The organism is Variovorax sp. ZS18.2.2 (assembly GCF_024701975.1).
In the GTDB taxonomy this organism is placed as follows: Bacteria; Pseudomonadota; Gammaproteobacteria; order Burkholderiales; family Burkholderiaceae_C; genus Variovorax.
The window spans coordinates 1,607,627-1,623,670 of record NZ_JANLNM010000001.1 but is presented as its reverse complement, the minus strand read 5'-3'; the positions used below and the strand labels follow the sequence as shown (position 1 = coordinate 1,623,670).

General features: G+C 67.1%; 17 protein-coding genes. 11 read left to right on the top strand and 6 right to left on the bottom strand.

Features of this window, described 5'->3' with window-relative positions:
• Positions 1 to 15: 15 nt before the first annotated feature.
• The 4 genes from NU688_RS07620 to NU688_RS07605 all read right to left on the bottom strand — a co-directional run bounded on the left by NU688_RS07620 (position 16) and on the right by NU688_RS07605 (position 3,741).
• Positions 16 to 882 (bottom strand): ABC transporter substrate-binding protein, encoded by an 867-nt coding sequence (locus NU688_RS07620; RefSeq protein ID WP_257859928.1) that lies wholly within the window; start codon positions 880 to 882, stop codon positions 16 to 18.
• Complete coding sequence (locus NU688_RS07615) at positions 875 to 1,702, bottom strand: ABC transporter permease (RefSeq protein ID WP_257859927.1); 828 nt, start codon at positions 1,700 to 1,702, stop codon at positions 875 to 877. The genes NU688_RS07620 and NU688_RS07615 overlap by 8 nt, the downstream gene beginning before the upstream one ends.
• A 160-nt stretch (positions 1,703 to 1,862) precedes the next feature.
• On the bottom strand, positions 1,863 to 2,672 hold the full coding sequence (locus NU688_RS07610) for an ABC transporter ATP-binding protein (protein ID WP_257859926.1): 810 nt from the start codon (positions 2,670 to 2,672) through the stop codon (positions 1,863 to 1,865).
• Between the two features lie 13 nt (positions 2,673 to 2,685).
• The gene (locus NU688_RS07605; RefSeq protein ID WP_257859925.1) at positions 2,686 to 3,741 is read right to left on the bottom strand and encodes an ABC transporter substrate-binding protein; all 1,056 of its coding nucleotides are present in this window, start codon (positions 3,739 to 3,741) and stop codon (positions 2,686 to 2,688) included.
• Between the two features lie 153 nt (positions 3,742 to 3,894).
• Between NU688_RS07605 and mgrA the strand changes: the two genes are divergently transcribed.
• Positions 3,895 to 4,935: an L-glyceraldehyde 3-phosphate reductase gene (gene mgrA / locus NU688_RS07600; protein WP_257859924.1), complete on the top strand. Its 1,041-nt coding sequence runs from the start codon at positions 3,895 to 3,897 to the stop codon at positions 4,933 to 4,935.
• Between the two features lie 28 nt (positions 4,936 to 4,963).
• Here mgrA and NU688_RS07595 read toward each other — a convergent pair whose 3' ends face one another.
• Positions 4,964 to 5,170 (bottom strand): dodecin, encoded by a 207-nt coding sequence (locus NU688_RS07595; RefSeq protein ID WP_257859923.1) that lies wholly within the window; start codon positions 5,168 to 5,170, stop codon positions 4,964 to 4,966.
• A 149-nt stretch (positions 5,171 to 5,319) separates the two neighbouring features.
• On the opposite strand from NU688_RS07595, the gene NU688_RS07590 reads away from it, so the two are divergent.
• The 10 genes from NU688_RS07590 to NU688_RS07540 all read left to right on the top strand — a co-directional run bounded on the left by NU688_RS07590 (position 5,320) and on the right by NU688_RS07540 (position 15,783).
• A complete protein-coding gene (locus NU688_RS07590; protein ID WP_257859922.1) occupies positions 5,320 to 5,517 on the top strand; it encodes a hypothetical protein in 198 nt (65 codons plus the stop codon).
• Positions 5,518 to 5,653: 136 nt separating this feature from the next.
• Complete coding sequence (locus NU688_RS07585; protein WP_257859921.1) at positions 5,654 to 6,658, top strand: LLM class flavin-dependent oxidoreductase; 1,005 nt, start codon at positions 5,654 to 5,656, stop codon at positions 6,656 to 6,658.
• Between the two features lie 44 nt (positions 6,659 to 6,702).
• On the top strand, positions 6,703 to 8,040 hold the full coding sequence (locus NU688_RS07580; protein WP_257859920.1) for an LLM class flavin-dependent oxidoreductase: 1,338 nt from the start codon (positions 6,703 to 6,705) through the stop codon (positions 8,038 to 8,040).
• A complete protein-coding gene (locus tag NU688_RS07575) occupies positions 8,040 to 8,576 on the top strand; it encodes a GNAT family N-acetyltransferase (RefSeq protein ID WP_257859919.1) in 537 nt (178 codons plus the stop codon). The genes NU688_RS07580 and NU688_RS07575 overlap by 1 nt, the downstream gene beginning before the upstream one ends.
• On the top strand, positions 8,573 to 10,411 hold the full coding sequence (locus NU688_RS33950; protein WP_308340284.1) for an amino acid ABC transporter permease/ATP-binding protein: 1,839 nt from the start codon (positions 8,573 to 8,575) through the stop codon (positions 10,409 to 10,411). Before NU688_RS07575 ends, NU688_RS33950 begins: the two co-directional genes overlap by 4 nt.
• A 35-nt stretch (positions 10,412 to 10,446) precedes the next feature.
• Positions 10,447 to 11,379, top strand: a complete 933-nt coding sequence (locus NU688_RS07560) for an ABC transporter substrate-binding protein (RefSeq protein ID WP_257859918.1) — start codon at positions 10,447 to 10,449, stop codon at positions 11,377 to 11,379.
• A 10-nt stretch (positions 11,380 to 11,389) separates the two neighbouring features.
• Positions 11,390 to 12,316, top strand: coding sequence for an ABC transporter substrate-binding protein (locus tag NU688_RS07555; protein WP_257859917.1), 927 nt, complete (start codon positions 11,390 to 11,392; stop codon positions 12,314 to 12,316).
• Between the two features lie 16 nt (positions 12,317 to 12,332).
• Positions 12,333 to 13,376: an LLM class flavin-dependent oxidoreductase gene (locus NU688_RS07550; RefSeq protein ID WP_257859916.1), complete on the top strand. Its 1,044-nt coding sequence runs from the start codon at positions 12,333 to 12,335 to the stop codon at positions 13,374 to 13,376.
• A 135-nt stretch (positions 13,377 to 13,511) separates the two neighbouring features.
• Entirely contained in the window at positions 13,512 to 14,462 is a 951-nt protein-coding gene (locus tag NU688_RS07545) for a sulfurtransferase (protein WP_257859915.1), read from the top strand.
• Positions 14,463 to 14,592: 130 nt separating this feature from the next.
• Positions 14,593 to 15,783 carry a YeeE/YedE family protein gene (locus NU688_RS07540; RefSeq protein ID WP_257859914.1) on the top strand — a complete coding sequence of 397 codons (1,191 nt, stop codon included), beginning with the start codon at positions 14,593 to 14,595 and terminating at the stop codon, positions 15,781 to 15,783.
• Here the strand turns inward: NU688_RS07540 and NU688_RS07535 are convergent.
• Positions 15,767 to 16,012 (bottom strand): hypothetical protein, encoded by a 246-nt coding sequence (locus tag NU688_RS07535; RefSeq protein WP_176657396.1) that lies wholly within the window; start codon positions 16,010 to 16,012, stop codon positions 15,767 to 15,769. The two genes, NU688_RS07540 and NU688_RS07535, sit on opposite strands and share 17 nt — an antisense overlap.
• Positions 16,013 to 16,044: the final 32 nt, after the last annotated feature.

The following is a 16,044-nucleotide window of genomic DNA, read 5'->3' as shown; positions in this document are numbered from 1 at the left end:
ATCGAACCCCGCCAGCTAGGAATGGCAGACAAACCCATCCTTGAGCAGCGTGATCTCGAACTGCAGATTGCCCGCACGCGCGCCTCTCGCCTTGGCCAGCGTACCGTCCGAACGCCATTGGCGCAGAGCCGCGGCCAGGTAGTCGCGTGAGGCCGTATCGCCATCGGCCAGCCGGATCGCGGCATCCGATGGCAGGCGCACATCGCTGACCAACGGCTTGTAGAAGCGCCACTCTTCGTTCCGCATGAGCCGCTCCAGCACTTCGCCGTCTTCGGCGAGCGCGGCGCATTCACCGGCCATGAAGGCCGAGGCCGCATGCACCGACGACGGGTAGCTGCGCGGCTGAGCGCCGTAGCGTTGCGACACCGCGCCGGCATAGCCCGAGCCTTCGCCAACGCAGACCGAGGCGCCGCGCAGCGCGGCTTCGTCCTGCACCTTGCCGCGTCGCAGCGCGACCACGAGGCCGCGGCCGGTGTCGTAGCTGCCGGGTGCAGCGGCGATGTCTTGTGCGTTGGGTGAAGCTGGTACGCCGGCGACCAGCAGGTCCACGCGGCCTTCGCGCAGCGCCGCTTCCTGCGTGGCGGGATCGAGGCCGACCAGTTCCAGAGGGATGCCGAGCGATGCCGCCAACTGCCGCGCGAGCGTGGCGTCGAAGGCATCGGGTTCGGGCGGTGTCGGCGCCTCGGGCGGGGCAGGGCGCGGGTAGCGGCGCACGCCGATGACGAGCTTGCCGCGCTCGATGGCACGGGCGAGCACCGGTCCCTTCGGCAGGCTCGACAGCGAGGGCGTCGCAAAGGCCCAGGCGCCGCCGATGCCCGCGAGCGCCACGGCCGCGGCGAGCAGCAGGGCCGTGCCTGCCAGAACCAGCCTGCGCTCAGTCATCGAGGCTCAGCCCCTTGCGCCAGCGCAGCAGCCGCCGCTCCAGCAAGGCGAGCAGGTAGTTGAGCAGCAGCCCGAGCACAGCCAGCAGCAGGATGCCGGCGTACATCGTCGGGATCTGGAAGGTCTCTTGCGAATTGAGCGTGAGAAAGCCCAGGCCCGAATGCGCGCCGATCATCTCGGCCGCGACCAGCGCGGTGATGCTGTAGGCCCCCGCCAGCCGCACGCCCGTGAAGATCGATGGCAGCGAAGCCGGCAGCACCACCTTGAAGAAGATGAATCGCTGCGAGGCGCCCATCGACAGCGCCGAGTTGACGAGCAGGCGGTCGACCTGCTTCACGCCGCTCACGGTGCTCAGCAGCACCGGCCAGAACGAGGCCCAGAAGATGATCGCCACCTTCGAGAGTTCGCCGATGCCCAGGAACAGGATGAACACCGGGAACAGCGCGAAGGCCGAGGTCTGGCGAAAGAGCTGCAGCACCGGATCGACGATGGCTGCCAGCCGCTTCGAACTGCCGATCAGCAGGCCCAGCACCACGCCGAAGAAGCTCGCGAGCAGCAGGCCCCACAGCGAGCGCTGCAGGCTCGCGGCCAGGTGCTTCCAGAGCTGGCCGGTGTCCACGAGCTGGGCGATGCTCGCGACGACGGCGGAGGGCGGGCTCAGGTAGGCGTCGCTCACGATGCCCAGGCGCGGCAGGGCTTCCCACAGGGCCAGGAAGATCGCGATGCCGATGCCGCGTTCGGCCACGCGGGCGAAGCTGCGTGCGAACCTGAAGAAGCGGTTTGGCGGGTGGACCACTGGTGCATCGAGCACGGCGCTCATCGGGTCACCTCCGCGTTTGGTTGTTGCTCCCTCCCCCTCTGGGGGAGGGCTGGGGTGGGGGCAAGCGGCGTATCAATCCCCAGCGGCTTTTCAGAGGCCGCGTGCCCCCATCCCAGCCTTCCCCCAGAGGGGGAAGGAGCAAAACCAAGACCGAGCGCGCTCATGACACAACCCCCTCGAGCGACCGTGGCTTCAGCCCGGCCTGCACTTCGTCCTTCAGCACCTCCCACGCCCGCTGGCGCAGCGCCGCGAACTCGGTCGAGTGACGAATCTCCGCCGAGCGCGGGCGCGCGAGCGGGATGTCGATGATGTCCTTGATACGCCCGGGCCGCTGCGTCATCACCGCCACGCGGTCGGAGAGGTACACCGCTTCTTCCAGGCTGTGCGTGATGAACACGATGGTCTTGCGGTATTGCTCCCAGATGCGCAGCAGCTCGCCCTGCAGGATCTCGCGTGTCTGCGCGTCGAGCGCGGCAAAGGGCTCGTCCATCAACAGCACGTCGGGCTTGTAGGCGAGCGAGCGCGCGATGGCCACGCGCTGCTTCATGCCGCCCGAGATCTCGTGTGGGTAGCGGTCGGCAAAGCCGTGCAGGCCGACCAGCTCCAGGTATTCATGCGCGGTGCGTCGGCGCTCGGCCTTGCCGATGCCGCGGATCTCCAGCCCGACCGCGATGTTGTCGAGCACCGAGAGCCACGGAAAGAGTGCGTAGCCCTGGAACACCACGCCCTGGTTGCGGTTGATGCCCGCGAGCGGCTGGCCGTTGATGGCGATGCGCCCGCCGGTGCGCTCGGTCAGCCCCGCGAGGATGCCAAGGAAGGTCGACTTGCCACAGCCCGAGGGGCCGAGCACCGAGAGGAATTCGCCCTCGCGCACGTCGAGGTCGAAGCCTTCGAGCACCCGCACGCGCTCGCTCGCGCCGCGTGCGGCGTAGTCCATCCGCACGTCGCGGGCCGAGATCTTGAGGCTCATGGCGCTTGCAGGTTCATGACTTCGCGGCTTGCTGCGCGAAGGGATTGAACTGGTTGGTGTACACGTCCTTCACCGCCACCTTGCCCGCGGCGAGCTTGCCTTCGGACTGCAGGATGTCGATGTAGTACTGGATCGGCGGCTCGGTCACCACCAGGTCGTCGACATAGGCGTAGCGGTCGACGTTCTTCAGGTCCATGTTGATGCGCTTGGCCACGAGCTTGCGCGCTTCCTCGGTGTTGGCGTTGACCCAGTTGCCGGCCTTGGCCAGCGCCACCACCACGTCGCGCACCGCCTCGGGGTGCTGGCGGATGAACTGGCCGTGCGCGCTGTAGGGCGCCATGCCGCCGAGGCCGCCGTCCAGGTCGAAGTCGCTCCACAGGCGCACCAGCGATTCGGCGTTGTCGGCCCGGCCCGAGAAGGGCGCGTGAATGATCGCGAGGTCGGTGTTGCCGGTCACCAGCGTTTGTTCGGCCTGCTCGTCGGGAATGACGACGAAGTTGATCTTGTTCACGTCCACGTCGTGCTGGCGCAGGTACTTCTTGGTCACGAACTCGGCGCAGGCGCCGAAGCTGTTGAAGCCGATGGTCTTGCCTTCGAGGTCCTTCGGGTTGCGGATGCCGGAGTCCTTGCGAACGAAGTACTTCATGTGCGGCGCTTCCTGCAGCGTCTTGCCACCCGCGGCCACCACCTTGAGGTCCGCACCCGATGCGATGGCCGAGATCACCAGCGGCACCATGCGGCTGCCGAAGTCGATCTCGCCCGTGCCCACGAGCGGAATGATCTGCGGCGCGGCGATCTTGCCGACGTACTCGGGGCGGGTGCTGGTGCCCTCGAAGTAGCCGAGCTCGTCGGCCAGGTAGATGAGGTCGAACGACGGGTTGTTCGGGTACTTGAAGGCAACCTTGTCGCCGGTCTTCTTCACCACGGCCGGGCCGCCAGTGGCTGCGGCCTTGCTGCTGTCTTCGCGGGAGCAACCCGCGAGCGCCAGGCCGCCGATGGCAGTTAGCGATGCGAGGGTCTTGAGCGCCACGCGGCGCGAAGGAATGGAAGAGGGCGTCTCGGTGGGCATGGCAGCGCGCTCCGGCACGGGAGCGGTGGGGCTGGTTGGGAAGCGACGATCCTAGAAAGCCCTGCCCGCGTCACCAACGAAGAAAACCGCGCATGCATATGCGCAAACACGCGGGCATCATGTCGCTCCCTTCTCACTTTTCTTCCGCATCCCATGACCTACCTTGCCGCCCCTGAACGCTACGACGCCATTCCCTACCGCCGCGTCGGGCGCAGCGGGCTCGTGCTGCCCGCGATCTCGCTCGGCCTGTGGCACAACTTCGGCGACAGCACGCCCATCGAGGTACAGCGCAAGCTCCTGCGCACGGCCTTCGACCTGGGCATCAACCACTTCGACCTGGCCAACAACTACGGCCCGCCGTACGGCAGCGCCGAAACCAACTTCGGCCGGCTGCTGCGGGAAGACTTCAAGGCGTATCGCGACGAACTCATCATCTCCAGCAAGGCCGGCTGGGACATGTGGCCCGGCCCCTACGGCCAGGGCGGAGGCTCCCGCAAATACGTGCTCGCGAGCCTCGACCAGAGCCTGCAGCGCCTGGGCCTCGACTACGTCGACATCTTCTATTCGCACCGCTTCGATCCGCACACGCCGCTGGAAGAAACCGCTTCCGCGCTGGCGCAGGCCGTGCAGCAGGGCAAGGCGCTCTACATCGGAATTTCTTCTTACTCGGCCGGCAAGACGCGCGAAATCGCCGCGCTGCTGCGCGAATGGAAGGTGCCGCTGCTCATCCACCAGCCGGCCTACAACCTGTTCAACCGCTGGATCGAGAAAGACCTGCTCGATGCCACCGGCGAACTCGGCGCGGGCGTGATCGCCTTCACGCCGCTTGCGCAGGGGCTGCTCACCGACAAGTACCTCAAGGGCATTCCGGCCGATGCGCGCATCAACCGCCCCGGTGGCGGCTCGCTCAAGCAGGAGCACCTGTCGGACGACAACGTGGAACGCGCACGCGCGCTCAACGCGATCGCCAAGCGCCGCGGCCAGAGCCTCGCGCAGCTTGCGCTGACCTGGACGCTGCGCGATCCGCGCGTGAGCTCGGCGTTGATTGGCGCGAGTCGGCCCGAGCAGATCGTCGACAACGTCGCGGCCCTGCGCCATGCACCGTTGAGCGCCGAAGAGCTTGCGGAGATCGACAAGTACGCGGTGGAAGGCGGCGTGAATCTCTGGGAAAAGCCGTCGACCGACTTTGCGTGACGACGGCGGTCGCGCCGGGCCGGACCGGCTATTCCAGCGTGAACCCGATCTTCACCGTCACCTGCCAGTGCGCGACCTTGCCGTCCACCACGTGGCCGCGTGTTTCGGTGACGGTGAACCACTGGATGTTGCGCACCGTCTCGTGCGCCTTGGCGATGGCGGTCTGCACCGCGTCCTCGATGCTGATGGGGGACGAGCCGGTCAGCTCGAGGGACTTGTAGACGTGGTTCGACATGTCTCTGCTCCTTGTGAATGGGCGTAGGGGCATCGTAGTCACGGCGCGTCGCGGCAGGTGGAATTTTCTGCATCAGGTAACTCGCAATCCGTCTTTGCGAAAGCGGGACGGCTGCGCAGAATCGCCGCAGCGTTCACCGGAAGTTCCTCATGCCACAGCGCAGTCCCTATGTTTCCCCGGCGGCACAGGTCCGCCATGTCCTCGCCCTGACCACCGCAGCGTGGCGCATCGCGCCGTCTTCGCCGCACGAGGTCGCGCGGCGTGCACCGCATGGCTATGTGCCGATCCGGGCCATGCGACGGTTCCATGCGGCTGCGGCCCTGGCCTTGCTGCCGCATTCGTGGTGAGCAGCGCGCGCCCGAAGGTGAGCAGCGCGCGCCCGAACGATATGCAGATATCGATAGAGGAAATCAGCGCAAGCAGTGCGCGCGATGCCCAAGAGAATTCGCAGCAATTCTTTCAAAGGCATCTCTGCTGCACACCGTGTCCTATTCGCTGTCCCTGCTCGACAAGAGCCTGATCCCCGAGGGCGCCGATGCCGCCCAAGCGTTCCAGCACACGATCGCGCTCGCTCAAAGCGCCGAGCGCCTGGGCTATCGCCGCTACTGGCTTGCGGAGCATCACGGCAATCGCGGCTATGCCGGCTCGGCGCCCGAAGTGCTGGCTTCGCATCTGCTCGCCAAGACTTCGCGCATCCGCATCGGCACGGGCGGCGTCATGCTTCAGCACTACAGCCCGTTCAAGGTTGCGGAGACCTTCCGTGTGCTCGCATCGCTGGCGCCGGGCCGCGTGGACCTGGGCGTCGGCAAAGCGCCCGGCGGCCTGCCGCTGACCAGCAAGGCGCTGCAGTGGCTGCACGATCCGGTGAAGAAGAAAGAAGACTTCGCAGTCCGTCTTGCCGAGCTCGATGCGTTCCTGCACGACGGGGTCGCCGCCGACCATGCGCTGGCCGGCGCGGTCGCCACACCGAACCCGCCGCAGTTGCCGCAGCGCGTGCTGCTCGGCGGCACGCCCGAAAGCGCGGTGCTCGCGGCGCGCCTCGGCTGGGAGTTCGTCTATGCGGGTCACTTCAACGGCGACCCGGTGAACATCGGGCAATCCATCGAGGCCTACCGCTCGGCCACCGGCCGCGCGCCTCTGCTCGCGCTCTTCGCCTTCGCGGCCGAGACGCATGAGAAGGCCGCGGAACTCGTCGGCGCGCTGCGCAGCTTCAAGGTCCACCTGCCGAGCGGACAGAGCGTGAACCTCGGGAGCCTTGAAGCCGCGGCCGAGTTCGCGCGGCAGGCCGGCGTGACCGACTACCGCACCGAAGAGCGCCGCCCGCACGTGATCGCAGGCACCGCCAACGAGGTGCGCGATGAACTCGACGCGCTGAGCGAGCGCTACGGCATCGAAGAGTTCGTCATCGACATCCCCGTCGCCGGTTTTGCCGAGCGCGCCACTGCCGTCGAACTGCTGGCCCAGGCGCGCGAACCTGCGCTGGCCTGAACTCTTTCGCCTTTCCCTTTCCACCTCTAGAAGAACGAGTCGCGATGAGCAACATCAAGTTCGGCGTCATGCTGCAAGGTGCCGGCAGCCACATGAATTCATGGAAGCACCCGGGTGGTCCGGCCGATGCCAGCGTCAACCTCGACTTCTTCGTGCGCACCGCGAAGAAGGCCGAGGACAACGGCATCGCTTTCGCCTTCGTGGCGGACGGGCTCTACATCAACGAGAAGTCGATCCCGCATTTCCTCAACCGCTTCGAGCCGATCTCGATCCTGTCGGCGCTCGCGACCGTCACCTCGAAGATCGGCCTGGCGGGCACCGTCTCCAGCTCGTACAGCGATCCGTTCACCGTGGCGCGCCAGTTCGCCTCGCTCGACCTCATCAGCGGCGGGCGCGCGGGCTGGAACGTGGTGACCACGCCCCTCGAAGGCAGCGCCAAGAACTACAGCCGCAACCACCCCGAGCATGCGCTGCGTTACGAGATCGCAGACGAGTACCTGGCTGTGACGCAGGGACTGTGGGACAGCTGGGACGAAGACGCCTTCACGCGCAACCGCGAGACCGGCCAGTTCTTCGACCGCGAGAAGCTGCACACGTTGGACCACAAGGGCCGCTTCTTCCAGGTGGCGGGGCCGCTCAACATCCAGCGTTCGCCGCAGGGGCAGCCGGTGATCTTCCAGGCCGGTTCGTCGGATGCGGGCGTGGGCCTTGCGGGCAAGTACGCCGATGCGGTGTTCACCCATTCGCCCTCGATCGAGGAGACGCGCGCTTTCCTGAAGCAGGTGAAGGCCAGCGCGGTGGCGCAAGGCCGGCAGGCCGACGACGTGAAGATCTTTCCCGGCATCGGCCCGGTCGTCGCGGCCACCGAAGAGGAGGCCGAGGCCAAGTACCGCGCCATCCGCGAACTGCTGACCATCGAGGAAGCATTGGCCTACCTGGGCCGCTTCTTCGACCACCATGACTTCAGCCAGTACCCACTGGACGAGGCCTTCCCCGAACTGGGCGACATCGGTCGCAACAGCTTCCGCTCGACCACCGACCGTATCAAGGCCAAGGCGAAGGCCAGCGGCCAGACGCTGCGCGAGGTGGCGCTCGAAGTCGCGACGCCGCGCACGCAGTTCGTGGGCACGGGCGAGCGCATTGCGGACGAAATCATCCGCTGGGTGGACGAAGGTGCGGCCGATGGCTTCATCCTCGGCTTTCCGGTGCTGGGACAGGGGCTGGACGATTTCATCGAGTTCGTCGTGCCCGTGCTGGTGGCGCGCGGCCGCTACCAGCGCGAGCTGCCAGGGCAGACCCTGCGCGATCATCTCGGGCTGCCGCGCAAGGCGAGCCGTTATGCAGCGGCAGACGCTGCCGCCGCCACGCGAAAGGCCGCGTGATGAGCGAACAGTTCCTCTACACCACGCCCCTCGACCCGCGCGCCCAGCCACTGGTCGAAGGCCTGACCTTCGAGTACGACAGCCGCTACGGCGACGTGCTGCGCGAACCCGGCGCACCGCGCGAGATGGACCGCTATCCGCCCGAGGTATTCGCACCGCCGCACGGCAACTTCGTGCTGTTGCTGCGCGACGGCATCGCCATCGGCGGCGGCGCTTTCATGCGGCACGACGAGCGCACCGCCGAACTCAAGCGCGTGTGGACGCACACCGATCTGCGCCGGCAGGGCCTCGCGAGCAAGGTGCTGCTCGAGCTGGAGGCGCAGGTGCGGCGCCAGGGCTACGAGCGCATCTACCTCACGACAGGTTTTCGCCAACCCGAGGCCGTGGGCCTGTACCGTGGCCACGGCTACACCGCACTGTTCGAAGAAGCGGCGGACCCCGAGGTGCCGCGCAAGCTGCCGTTCGAAAAGCACCTGGTGGTGCCGCGTCACCATGGCCAGACCGCCGCGGTGCTGAGCGAGGCGGTGCAGCGATGAACACGACCACCCTCCTGGACGTCGGACCCGAGCCGCGAAGCCCGGCGCCGGTTCGTCCTGTGGCTCGGCCCGAGCCTTCGGCGCCCCAACAGGCCGCGCCCGCGAAGGGCGACTACTCGCACTTCCGCGTGGTGCCGGCGAAGTACCCGGCGCGCACGGTCGGCACGGTGTTCGCGGTGCTGCTCATCGGCATCGTGCTGCATTCGGTGCTGACCAATCCGCGCTGGGGATGGGGCGTTTTCGCCGAATGGTTCTTCGCCGAGCCGGTGCTCGCCGGGCTCGGCCGCACGCTGCTGCTGACGGCCTTGGGCGCGGTGTTCGGCTTCGTGCTCGGCACCGGGCTGGCGCTCGCGCGGGTCTCGCGCTCGCCGCTGCTGGCGCGGCTGTCGTGGGTGTTCACCTGGCTCTTTCGCTCGGTGCCGATCATCGTGCTGCTGTTGATCATCAACAACCTCGGCTACCTCTACGAGACGGTGGCGCTGGGCATTCCGGGCACCGACATCACCTTCTTCTCGTACCCGACCACGCAGCTGATCAGCCCGTTCGTCGCGGCGCTGCTGGGCCTCACGCTGAACCAGGCGGCCTTTGCCTCGGAGATCGTGCGCGGCGGCATCCTGTCGGTGGAGCAGGGGCAGCTCGAAGCGGCGGCGGCACTGGGTCTTTCGCGCAGGCGCCAGGCCTTTCGCATCGTGCTGCCGCAGGCGATGCGGACCATCTTGCCGACGGCGTTCAACGACATCATCGGCCTCGCCAAGGGCACGTCGAACCTCTACATCCTCGCGCTGCCCGAGCTGTTCTACACGATCCAGATCATCTACCGGCGCAACCTGGACGTGATTCCGCTGCTGATGGTGGCGACGGTCTGGTACCTGGTGATCCTCACGGTGCTGTCGGTCGCGCAGCACTACATCGAGCGGCATTTCTCGCGCGGTGCGCTGCGCAATCCGCCGCGCTCGCGGCTGGCCGGCGTGGCACGCGGCCTGTGGCGAGCGAAGGCGCCGGTAGCGGCGGAGCCCGTGGTTTCGGCACCGCCCGCACCGGTGCTCGTGCCGCGCTGGACCGATCCGCTCACGCTGGGCGGCGAGGTCACGATCCACGGCGTCTCGAAGAGCTTCGGTGCGCTCAAGGTGCTCGACGACGTGACGCTCACCGTGCCGCAGGGCAGCGTGACGGTGATCCTCGGCCAGTCGGGCTCGGGCAAGTCGACGCTGCTGCGTTCCATCAACCACCTGGAGCGCGTGGACGACGGCTTCATCGCCATCGATGGCGAACTCATCGGCTACCGGCGCGACGAAGACACGCTGTACGAACTGCACGAGAAAGACATCCTCAAGCGCCGTGTCGACGTCGGCATGGTGTTCCAGAACTTCAACCTGTTCCCGCACCTCACGGTGCTGGAGAACATCGTCGAAGCGCCGGTGTCGGTGCGCGGTCTCACACGGGCGGATGCCGAGGCACTGGCTTCGGAACTGCTGGTGCGCGTGGGCCTGGCCGACAAGACGCACGCCTATCCGCGCCAGCTCTCGGGCGGCCAGCAGCAGCGCGTGGCCATCGCCCGCGCGCTCGCGCTCAAGCCCAAGGTGCTGCTGTTCGACGAGCCCACCTCCGCGCTCGACCCCGAGCTGGTGGGCGAGGTGCTGGCCGTCATCAAGGAGCTTGCGCGCTCGGGCACCACACTGGTCATCGTGACGCACGAGATCGGCTTTGCCCGCGAGGTGGCCGACACCATCGTCTTCATGGAGCAGGGCCGCATTCTCGAAACCGGCACGCCCGACAAGGTGTTCAACGCGCCTTCGCATCCGCGCACGGCCGAGTTCCTGGCCAAGGTGCTCTGATTTTTTCTTCTTTTCCCCTGACCGAAGTCCTTCCCATGATCCATCGCAAGAACCTCCTTTCCGCGCTCCTGGGCGCTGCCATGCTGCTGCCGCTGGCGGCCTCGGCGCAGCGGGCTGCTGCCGCCGACGACCTGAGTCCGGAGCAGGCCAGTCGTCCGCGTTCGCAGAAGGTGGAGGAGGCCGTCAAGCTCGCCAAGGATTTCAAGTTCGTGAAGGAGGGCGTGCTGGTCGTCGGTACCACCACAGGACGGCTGCCGCTGGCGGCGTACGCCACGGACACGAAGACGCCCGTCGGCAATGCCCCCGACATCGCACAGCTCGTGGCCGACAGCCTGGGCCGCAAGCTCGAGCTGGTCTCCACCGTGTGGGCCGACTGGCCGCTGGGGCTGCAGTCGGGCAAGTTCGACGTGGTGGTGTCCAACGTGACCGTGACCGAGGAGCGCAAGGAAAAGTTCGATTTCTCCACCTACCGCAATGACCAGTTGGGCATCTACGTGAAGTCCGACAGCAAGCTCGGCGCGATCAAGGAGCCGAAAGACATCGCAGGGCTCAAGCTCATCGTGTCGGCCAGCACGAACCAGGAGCAGATCCTGCTGCGCTGGAACAAGCAGAACATCGCTGCCGGGCTGAAGCCGGTGGAAATCCAGTACTACGACGACGATGTGGTGCAGCGCCTCGCGCTCCAGTCGGGCCGCGCCGATGCCTATGTCGGTCCCAACGCCCTGGCTGCCTACGAGGCACGCGACGGCAAGACGCGGCTTGCAGGCCTCGTCTCCGGCGGTTGGCCGCTGAATGCCGAGATCGCAGTCACCTCTCGCAAGGGCTCGGGCATTGCCGAAGCCATCACGGTAGCGCTGAATGCGCAGATCAAGAACGGCAACTACGCGAAAGCCTTGTCGCGCTGGAACCTGAGCTCCGAGGCGATCGAGGTGGCGCGCACCAACCCGCCCGGCCTGCCGAAGAACTGAGGCGAGGGGAATGTCTTTCAGAAGCAAAGCCGGCGTACTGATCGCCTTCGGTTTGATCGCCATAACGACGGCACATGCCGCCGACAAATTCGACTTCAGTCCCGAGCAGAAGGGCCGCCTGCACACGGGCAAGGACGCCGATGCGGTCAATGCCATCCAACCGGGCTTCAAGTTCGTGAAGGAGGGCGTGCTGACCATCGCGATCGCGCCGTTCGCGCCGCCCATCTCCACCTACGCCACCGATGCGAAAACCGTCGTCGGCTTCGACCCCGACTTCGCGCACCTCATTGCCGAGTCGCTGGGCCTGAAGCTCGAGCTGCAGCCCGTCGCCTGGCCCGACTGGCCGCTGGGCCTGGCCTCGGGCAAGTACGACGCGGTGATCTCCAACGTGGGCGTGACCGAGCAGCGCAAGGAGAAGTTCGACTTCTCGACCTACCGGCTCGGCCTGCACGGCTTCTATGTGCGCACCGACAGCGCCATCAAGTCCATCAAGGAGCCGAAGGACGTGGCGGGCCTGAAGCTCACGACAGGCGCCGGCACGAATCAGGAACGCATCCTGCTCGAATGGGACCGCCAGAACGTGGCCGCGGGCCTGAAGCCGATCGCGATCCAGTACTACGACGACGATGTGACGCGCTGGCTGGCGGTGACGACCAAGCGCGTCGACGCCAACTTCAATCCCAACGCGCCGCAGGCCTACGAGGCGGCGAAGAACGGGCAGCTCCGGCTGGTCGGCACGGTGAATGCGGGCTGGCCGCTGAAGTCCGACGTGGCGGTTGCCACGCGCAAGGGCAGCGGCCTTGCGACGGCGCTGAGCACTGCAGCCAACAACTTGATCCGCAACGGGACCTACGGCAAGGCACTCGCGCGCTGGAGCCTCACGGAAGAGGCGCTGCCGAAGTCCGAGATCAATCCACCCGGTTTGCCCAAGTTCTGAAAAGGAGGGCGGCACCGTGGCCATCCATCACATCGGTTTTCTGACACCCGGCAACTACGCCGAGGCGAATCCGCTGGCCGGCCTCGAAGCGGCGCTGGCGCTGTTCGAATTTGGCGAGCGGCGCGGCTTCGACAGCGCCTGGGTGCGGCAGCGACACCTGGAGCGCGGCGTGTCGTCGGCCACGACGATCCTCGCGGCCGCGACGCAGCGCACGCGCCGCATCGAGCTGGGTGCCGCGGTGATCCAGATGGGCTATGAGAACCCGTTCCGCCTTGCCGAAGACCTCGCCACCGTCGACGTGCTCTCGCGCGGCCGGCTGCAGGTGGGCCTGAGCGCGGGCGTGCCGCCGCACGGCGCGTTGCTGGGCAGCCGCTTCTACGACGCGGCACCGAACACCATCGACTTCACGCACAAGCGCGTGGCGCGCCTCCGGGCCAACCTCGAAGACGTGCTGCTCGGCGACGAGGACACCTTTGTCGAGTCGGCCGGCGGGCGCGTGCGTCCGCGCGTGCAGCCCTATGCACCGGGGCTGATCGACCGGCTCTGGTACGGCGGCGGTTCATTGCGCTCGGCCGAATGGGCAGGGCGCAACGGCTTCAACCTGCTCTTGGGCAACGTGCTTTCGGGCGAGCACACGGATGACTTTCTGCAGGCGCAGTCGGCTCTCATCGAGCGCTACCGCGCAAGCGAGGCCGGGCCGCGCGCGGGCAGGGTGGCGCTGGGCCGCGTGATCGTGCCGCTCGATGGCGCCGATGCGGCCACGCGAAGGCGATACCGCGAGTTCGCAGCGAGCCGCATCGAACGCACGCTGACGCCGCAGGGCGAGCGGCGCACGCTCTTCGCGACGGACCTCGTGGGCACGGCCGACGAAATTCTGGAGCGGCTGCGCAAGGACCCGGTGCTGCCGCAGGTGAGCGAATTGCGCGTGGAGCTGCCCTACAACTTCGCGAGCGAAGAGTACGAACAGATCCTGGACGACCTCGCGCGCCGCATCGCGCCAGAGCTGGGATGGCATGCAACGGCCGAGCCTGTGCGCGAGCCGGCGCTGCGGGTCGCTTGATGCCGTTGCCCCTTTTTCTGCTGGGTGCATTTGCTGAATTGGTTATGGACTTATCGCAAACGCTTCGTTGGTGATCGGCGCGCGCTTGCCTAGAGTCCAGTCTCGTTTTTCATGTTCATTCACAAGGAGTCCCGCATGTCGATTCTCAGCAGATGGTGGCGAGCCGCGTCCTTCGCCACGCTGGCCTTCCTGGCCACTTCGCCGGTCGCATTCGCACAGGCATCGGCCGACGGCAGCGGCCCGCTCGTCTCGACTGAGTGGCTCGAGAAGAACCTCAAGAACCCGAAGCTGCGCGTGATCGAGGTCAGCGTGAACCCCGGCCTCTACGAGCGTGGCCACATTCCCGGTGCCGTCAACTTCTCGTGGCACAACGACCTGAACGACCGCGTGCGGCGCGACATCGTGAGCCAGGCCGATTTCGAGAAACTGCTGTCCACGGCAGGCGTGGACAAGGACACCACCATCGTCCTGTACGGCGACAACAACAACTGGTTCGCCGCATGGGGCGCCTGGGTGTTCGACCAGTACGGCCTGTCGAACGTGAAGCTGCTCGACGGCGGCCGCAAGAAATGGGAGGCCGAGAACCGTGGCTTGGACAACCGCGCGCCCGAATACGCCGCCACCCGCTTCAAGGTGACGCAGCCCAACCCGCAGATTCGCGCGCGGCTGGCCGACGTGCTGGCCGTGGCCGAGGGCAAGAGCGACACGAAGCTGGTCGACATCCGCTCGGCCGACGAGTACAGCGGCAAGATCTTTGCCCCCGCCGGCGCTGCCGAGCTGGCAGTGCGCGCGGGCCACATCCCCGGCGCGGCCAACGTGCCTTGGGGCCGTGCGGTGAATGAAGACGGCACCTTCAAGTCGGTCGCCGAGCTGAAGGCGCTCTATGCGGGCGTGGGCATCGACGGCAGCAAGCCGGCCATCACCTACTGCCGCATCGGCGAGCGTTCGAGCCACACCTGGTTCGCGCTCAACAAGATTCTTGGCTACAAGAACGTGCGCAACTACGACGGCTCGTGGACCGAATACGGCAACGCCGTCGGCGTGCCGGTCAACAACCCGAGCGGCACGGTCTGGGCTTCCAAGTGAGGGATCTGGAGGTGGTTTGAAGGATGAGTTCGAGGTGAGTCGGAGTCGGGTTGTCTTCACCGCCAACTTGACGGACGACTTTTGAGCGAGCCCACGGGCTCGCTTTTTTTATGGATGTGCCGGAGAGGACATGACTACTTCATCGCTTTCACTTTCCCGCACCGGTCTCGTGGCAGCCACCGCGACGGTGTTGCTGATCGCCGCCGGCGTGCACCTGCTCGGCGAACGCAGCGGCGGCCGGGCGCTCGCATTCGCACTCGGGCTGGGCGCCGTGCTCGGCGTGGTGCTGCAGCGCTCGCGCTTTTGCTTCTATTGCCATGCGCGCGACTATTTCGAGGGCGGCGATGCACGCGGGCTGCTTGCCATCGTGGCCGCGCTCGCGGTCGGCACGGTGGGCATGCATGTCGTCATGACGGGCTGGCTGCCCGTGCCGCAACCGGGCCGGCTGCCGCCCGATGCGCACATCGGCCCGGTCAGCTGGGCCTTGGTGCTCGCGGGGCTGGCCTTCGGCGCGGGCATGGTGGTTTCGGGCTCGTGCATCAGCGCGCACTGGTACCGGTTGGGCGAAGGCTCGCCGACCGCGCCGTTCGCGCTGCTGGGGGCTGCAGGTGGGTTCCTGCTGGGCTTCAACAGTTGGAACTGGCTCTACAGCGCCACCATCGCCACCGCGCCGGTGGTGTGGTTGCCGCATTACCTGGGCTATGCGGGGTCGGCGGTGCTGCAGCTCGTGGTGCTCGGCGTGTTGAGCGCCGTCCTGTGGCGACGGTTGCCCACGGCCGAAGCGCCGGCAACGACGCCCCGCAGCTTTGGCGCGGCGCTGCGCGGTCTGCTGCAAGGACGCTGGGCCTATGGATGGGGCGGCATCGCGGTCGGCGCAATCGCGGTGATCGTGGTGCTGCGGCTGCGCCCGCTGGGCGTGACGGCCGCACTGGGCAGCGCCGCACGCGATCTCGGGAACGCGCAGGGCCTGTTGCCGCAGCGGCTCGATGGGCTCGATGGTTTTGGCGGTTGCGTCACCGCCGTGGTCGAGAGCCTCTGGCAGACGCCCAACGCGTTGCTGGTCGGCGGCATCGTGGCGGGTGCATTGGCTGCGGCGCTCGCAAGCGGGCAGTTCAAGCCCGCGTGGCCGAAGGCGGGCCAGATCGCTCGCGGCCTGGGCGGCGGCGTGCTGCTCGGCTGGGGCGCGATGACCGGGCTGGGCTGCACGGTCGGAAACCTGCTCTCCGGCACCATGGCCGGCGCGTTGTCGGGCTGGGTGTTCGGTGCGAGCGTGTTGTTTGCGGTGTGGGCGGGATTGCGGGTGCTCAATCGCGGTCGATAAAAACACCCGCGCACAGCGCGATGCCGACGACGTAGAGCAGCCAGGTCCACGGGACCGCGTAGGGATAGAACATCAGCGCCACGCCGAGCCACTTGCTGCGCCGGCGGCCGGAACGCTTGCCGTACCGGTAGGCCGCGATGCCGGCGAGGCCGAACAGCACGGCGCCAAGGATGTAGGCCGGGCTCGGCAGGGTGATGCCGAGCGACTGCAAAGCTTGCAAGTTGTCCATGGCGGGTGGGGATGTGAGGGGGCGTGTGCTTT

Excerpts from the sequence above, each read along its gene's own strand:
- NU688_RS07560 (WP_257859918.1), top strand. The coding sequence starts at position 10,447 with ATGATCCATCGCAAGAACCTCCTTTCCGCGCTCCTGGGCGCTGCCATG.
- NU688_RS07590 (WP_257859922.1), top strand. The coding sequence starts at position 5,320 with ATGCCACAGCGCAGTCCCTATGTTTCCCCGGCGGCACAGGTCCGCCAT.
- NU688_RS07575 (WP_257859919.1), top strand. The coding sequence starts at position 8,040 with ATGAGCGAACAGTTCCTCTACACCACGCCCCTCGACCCGCGCGCCCAG.
- NU688_RS07555 (WP_257859917.1), top strand. The coding sequence starts at position 11,390 with ATGTCTTTCAGAAGCAAAGCCGGCGTACTGATCGCCTTCGGTTTGATC.
- NU688_RS07595 (WP_257859923.1), bottom strand. The coding sequence starts at position 5,170 with ATGTCGAACCACGTCTACAAGTCCCTCGAGCTGACCGGCTCGTCCCCC.
- NU688_RS07615 (WP_257859927.1), bottom strand. The coding sequence starts at position 1,702 with ATGAGCGCCGTGCTCGATGCACCAGTGGTCCACCCGCCAAACCGCTTC.
- NU688_RS07610 (WP_257859926.1), bottom strand. The coding sequence starts at position 2,672 with ATGAGCCTCAAGATCTCGGCCCGCGACGTGCGGATGGACTACGCCGCA.
- NU688_RS33950 (WP_308340284.1), top strand. The coding sequence starts at position 8,573 with ATGAACACGACCACCCTCCTGGACGTCGGACCCGAGCCGCGAAGCCCG.
- NU688_RS07620 (WP_257859928.1), bottom strand. The coding sequence starts at position 882 with ATGACTGAGCGCAGGCTGGTTCTGGCAGGCACGGCCCTGCTGCTCGCC.
- mgrA (WP_257859924.1), top strand. The coding sequence starts at position 3,895 with ATGACCTACCTTGCCGCCCCTGAACGCTACGACGCCATTCCCTACCGC.
- NU688_RS07605 (WP_257859925.1), bottom strand. The coding sequence starts at position 3,741 with ATGCCCACCGAGACGCCCTCTTCCATTCCTTCGCGCCGCGTGGCGCTC.
- NU688_RS07535 (WP_176657396.1), bottom strand. The coding sequence starts at position 16,012 with ATGGACAACTTGCAAGCTTTGCAGTCGCTCGGCATCACCCTGCCGAGC.
- NU688_RS07540 (WP_257859914.1), top strand. The coding sequence starts at position 14,593 with ATGACTACTTCATCGCTTTCACTTTCCCGCACCGGTCTCGTGGCAGCC.
- NU688_RS07580 (WP_257859920.1), top strand. The coding sequence starts at position 6,703 with ATGAGCAACATCAAGTTCGGCGTCATGCTGCAAGGTGCCGGCAGCCAC.
- NU688_RS07545 (WP_257859915.1), top strand. The coding sequence starts at position 13,512 with ATGTCGATTCTCAGCAGATGGTGGCGAGCCGCGTCCTTCGCCACGCTG.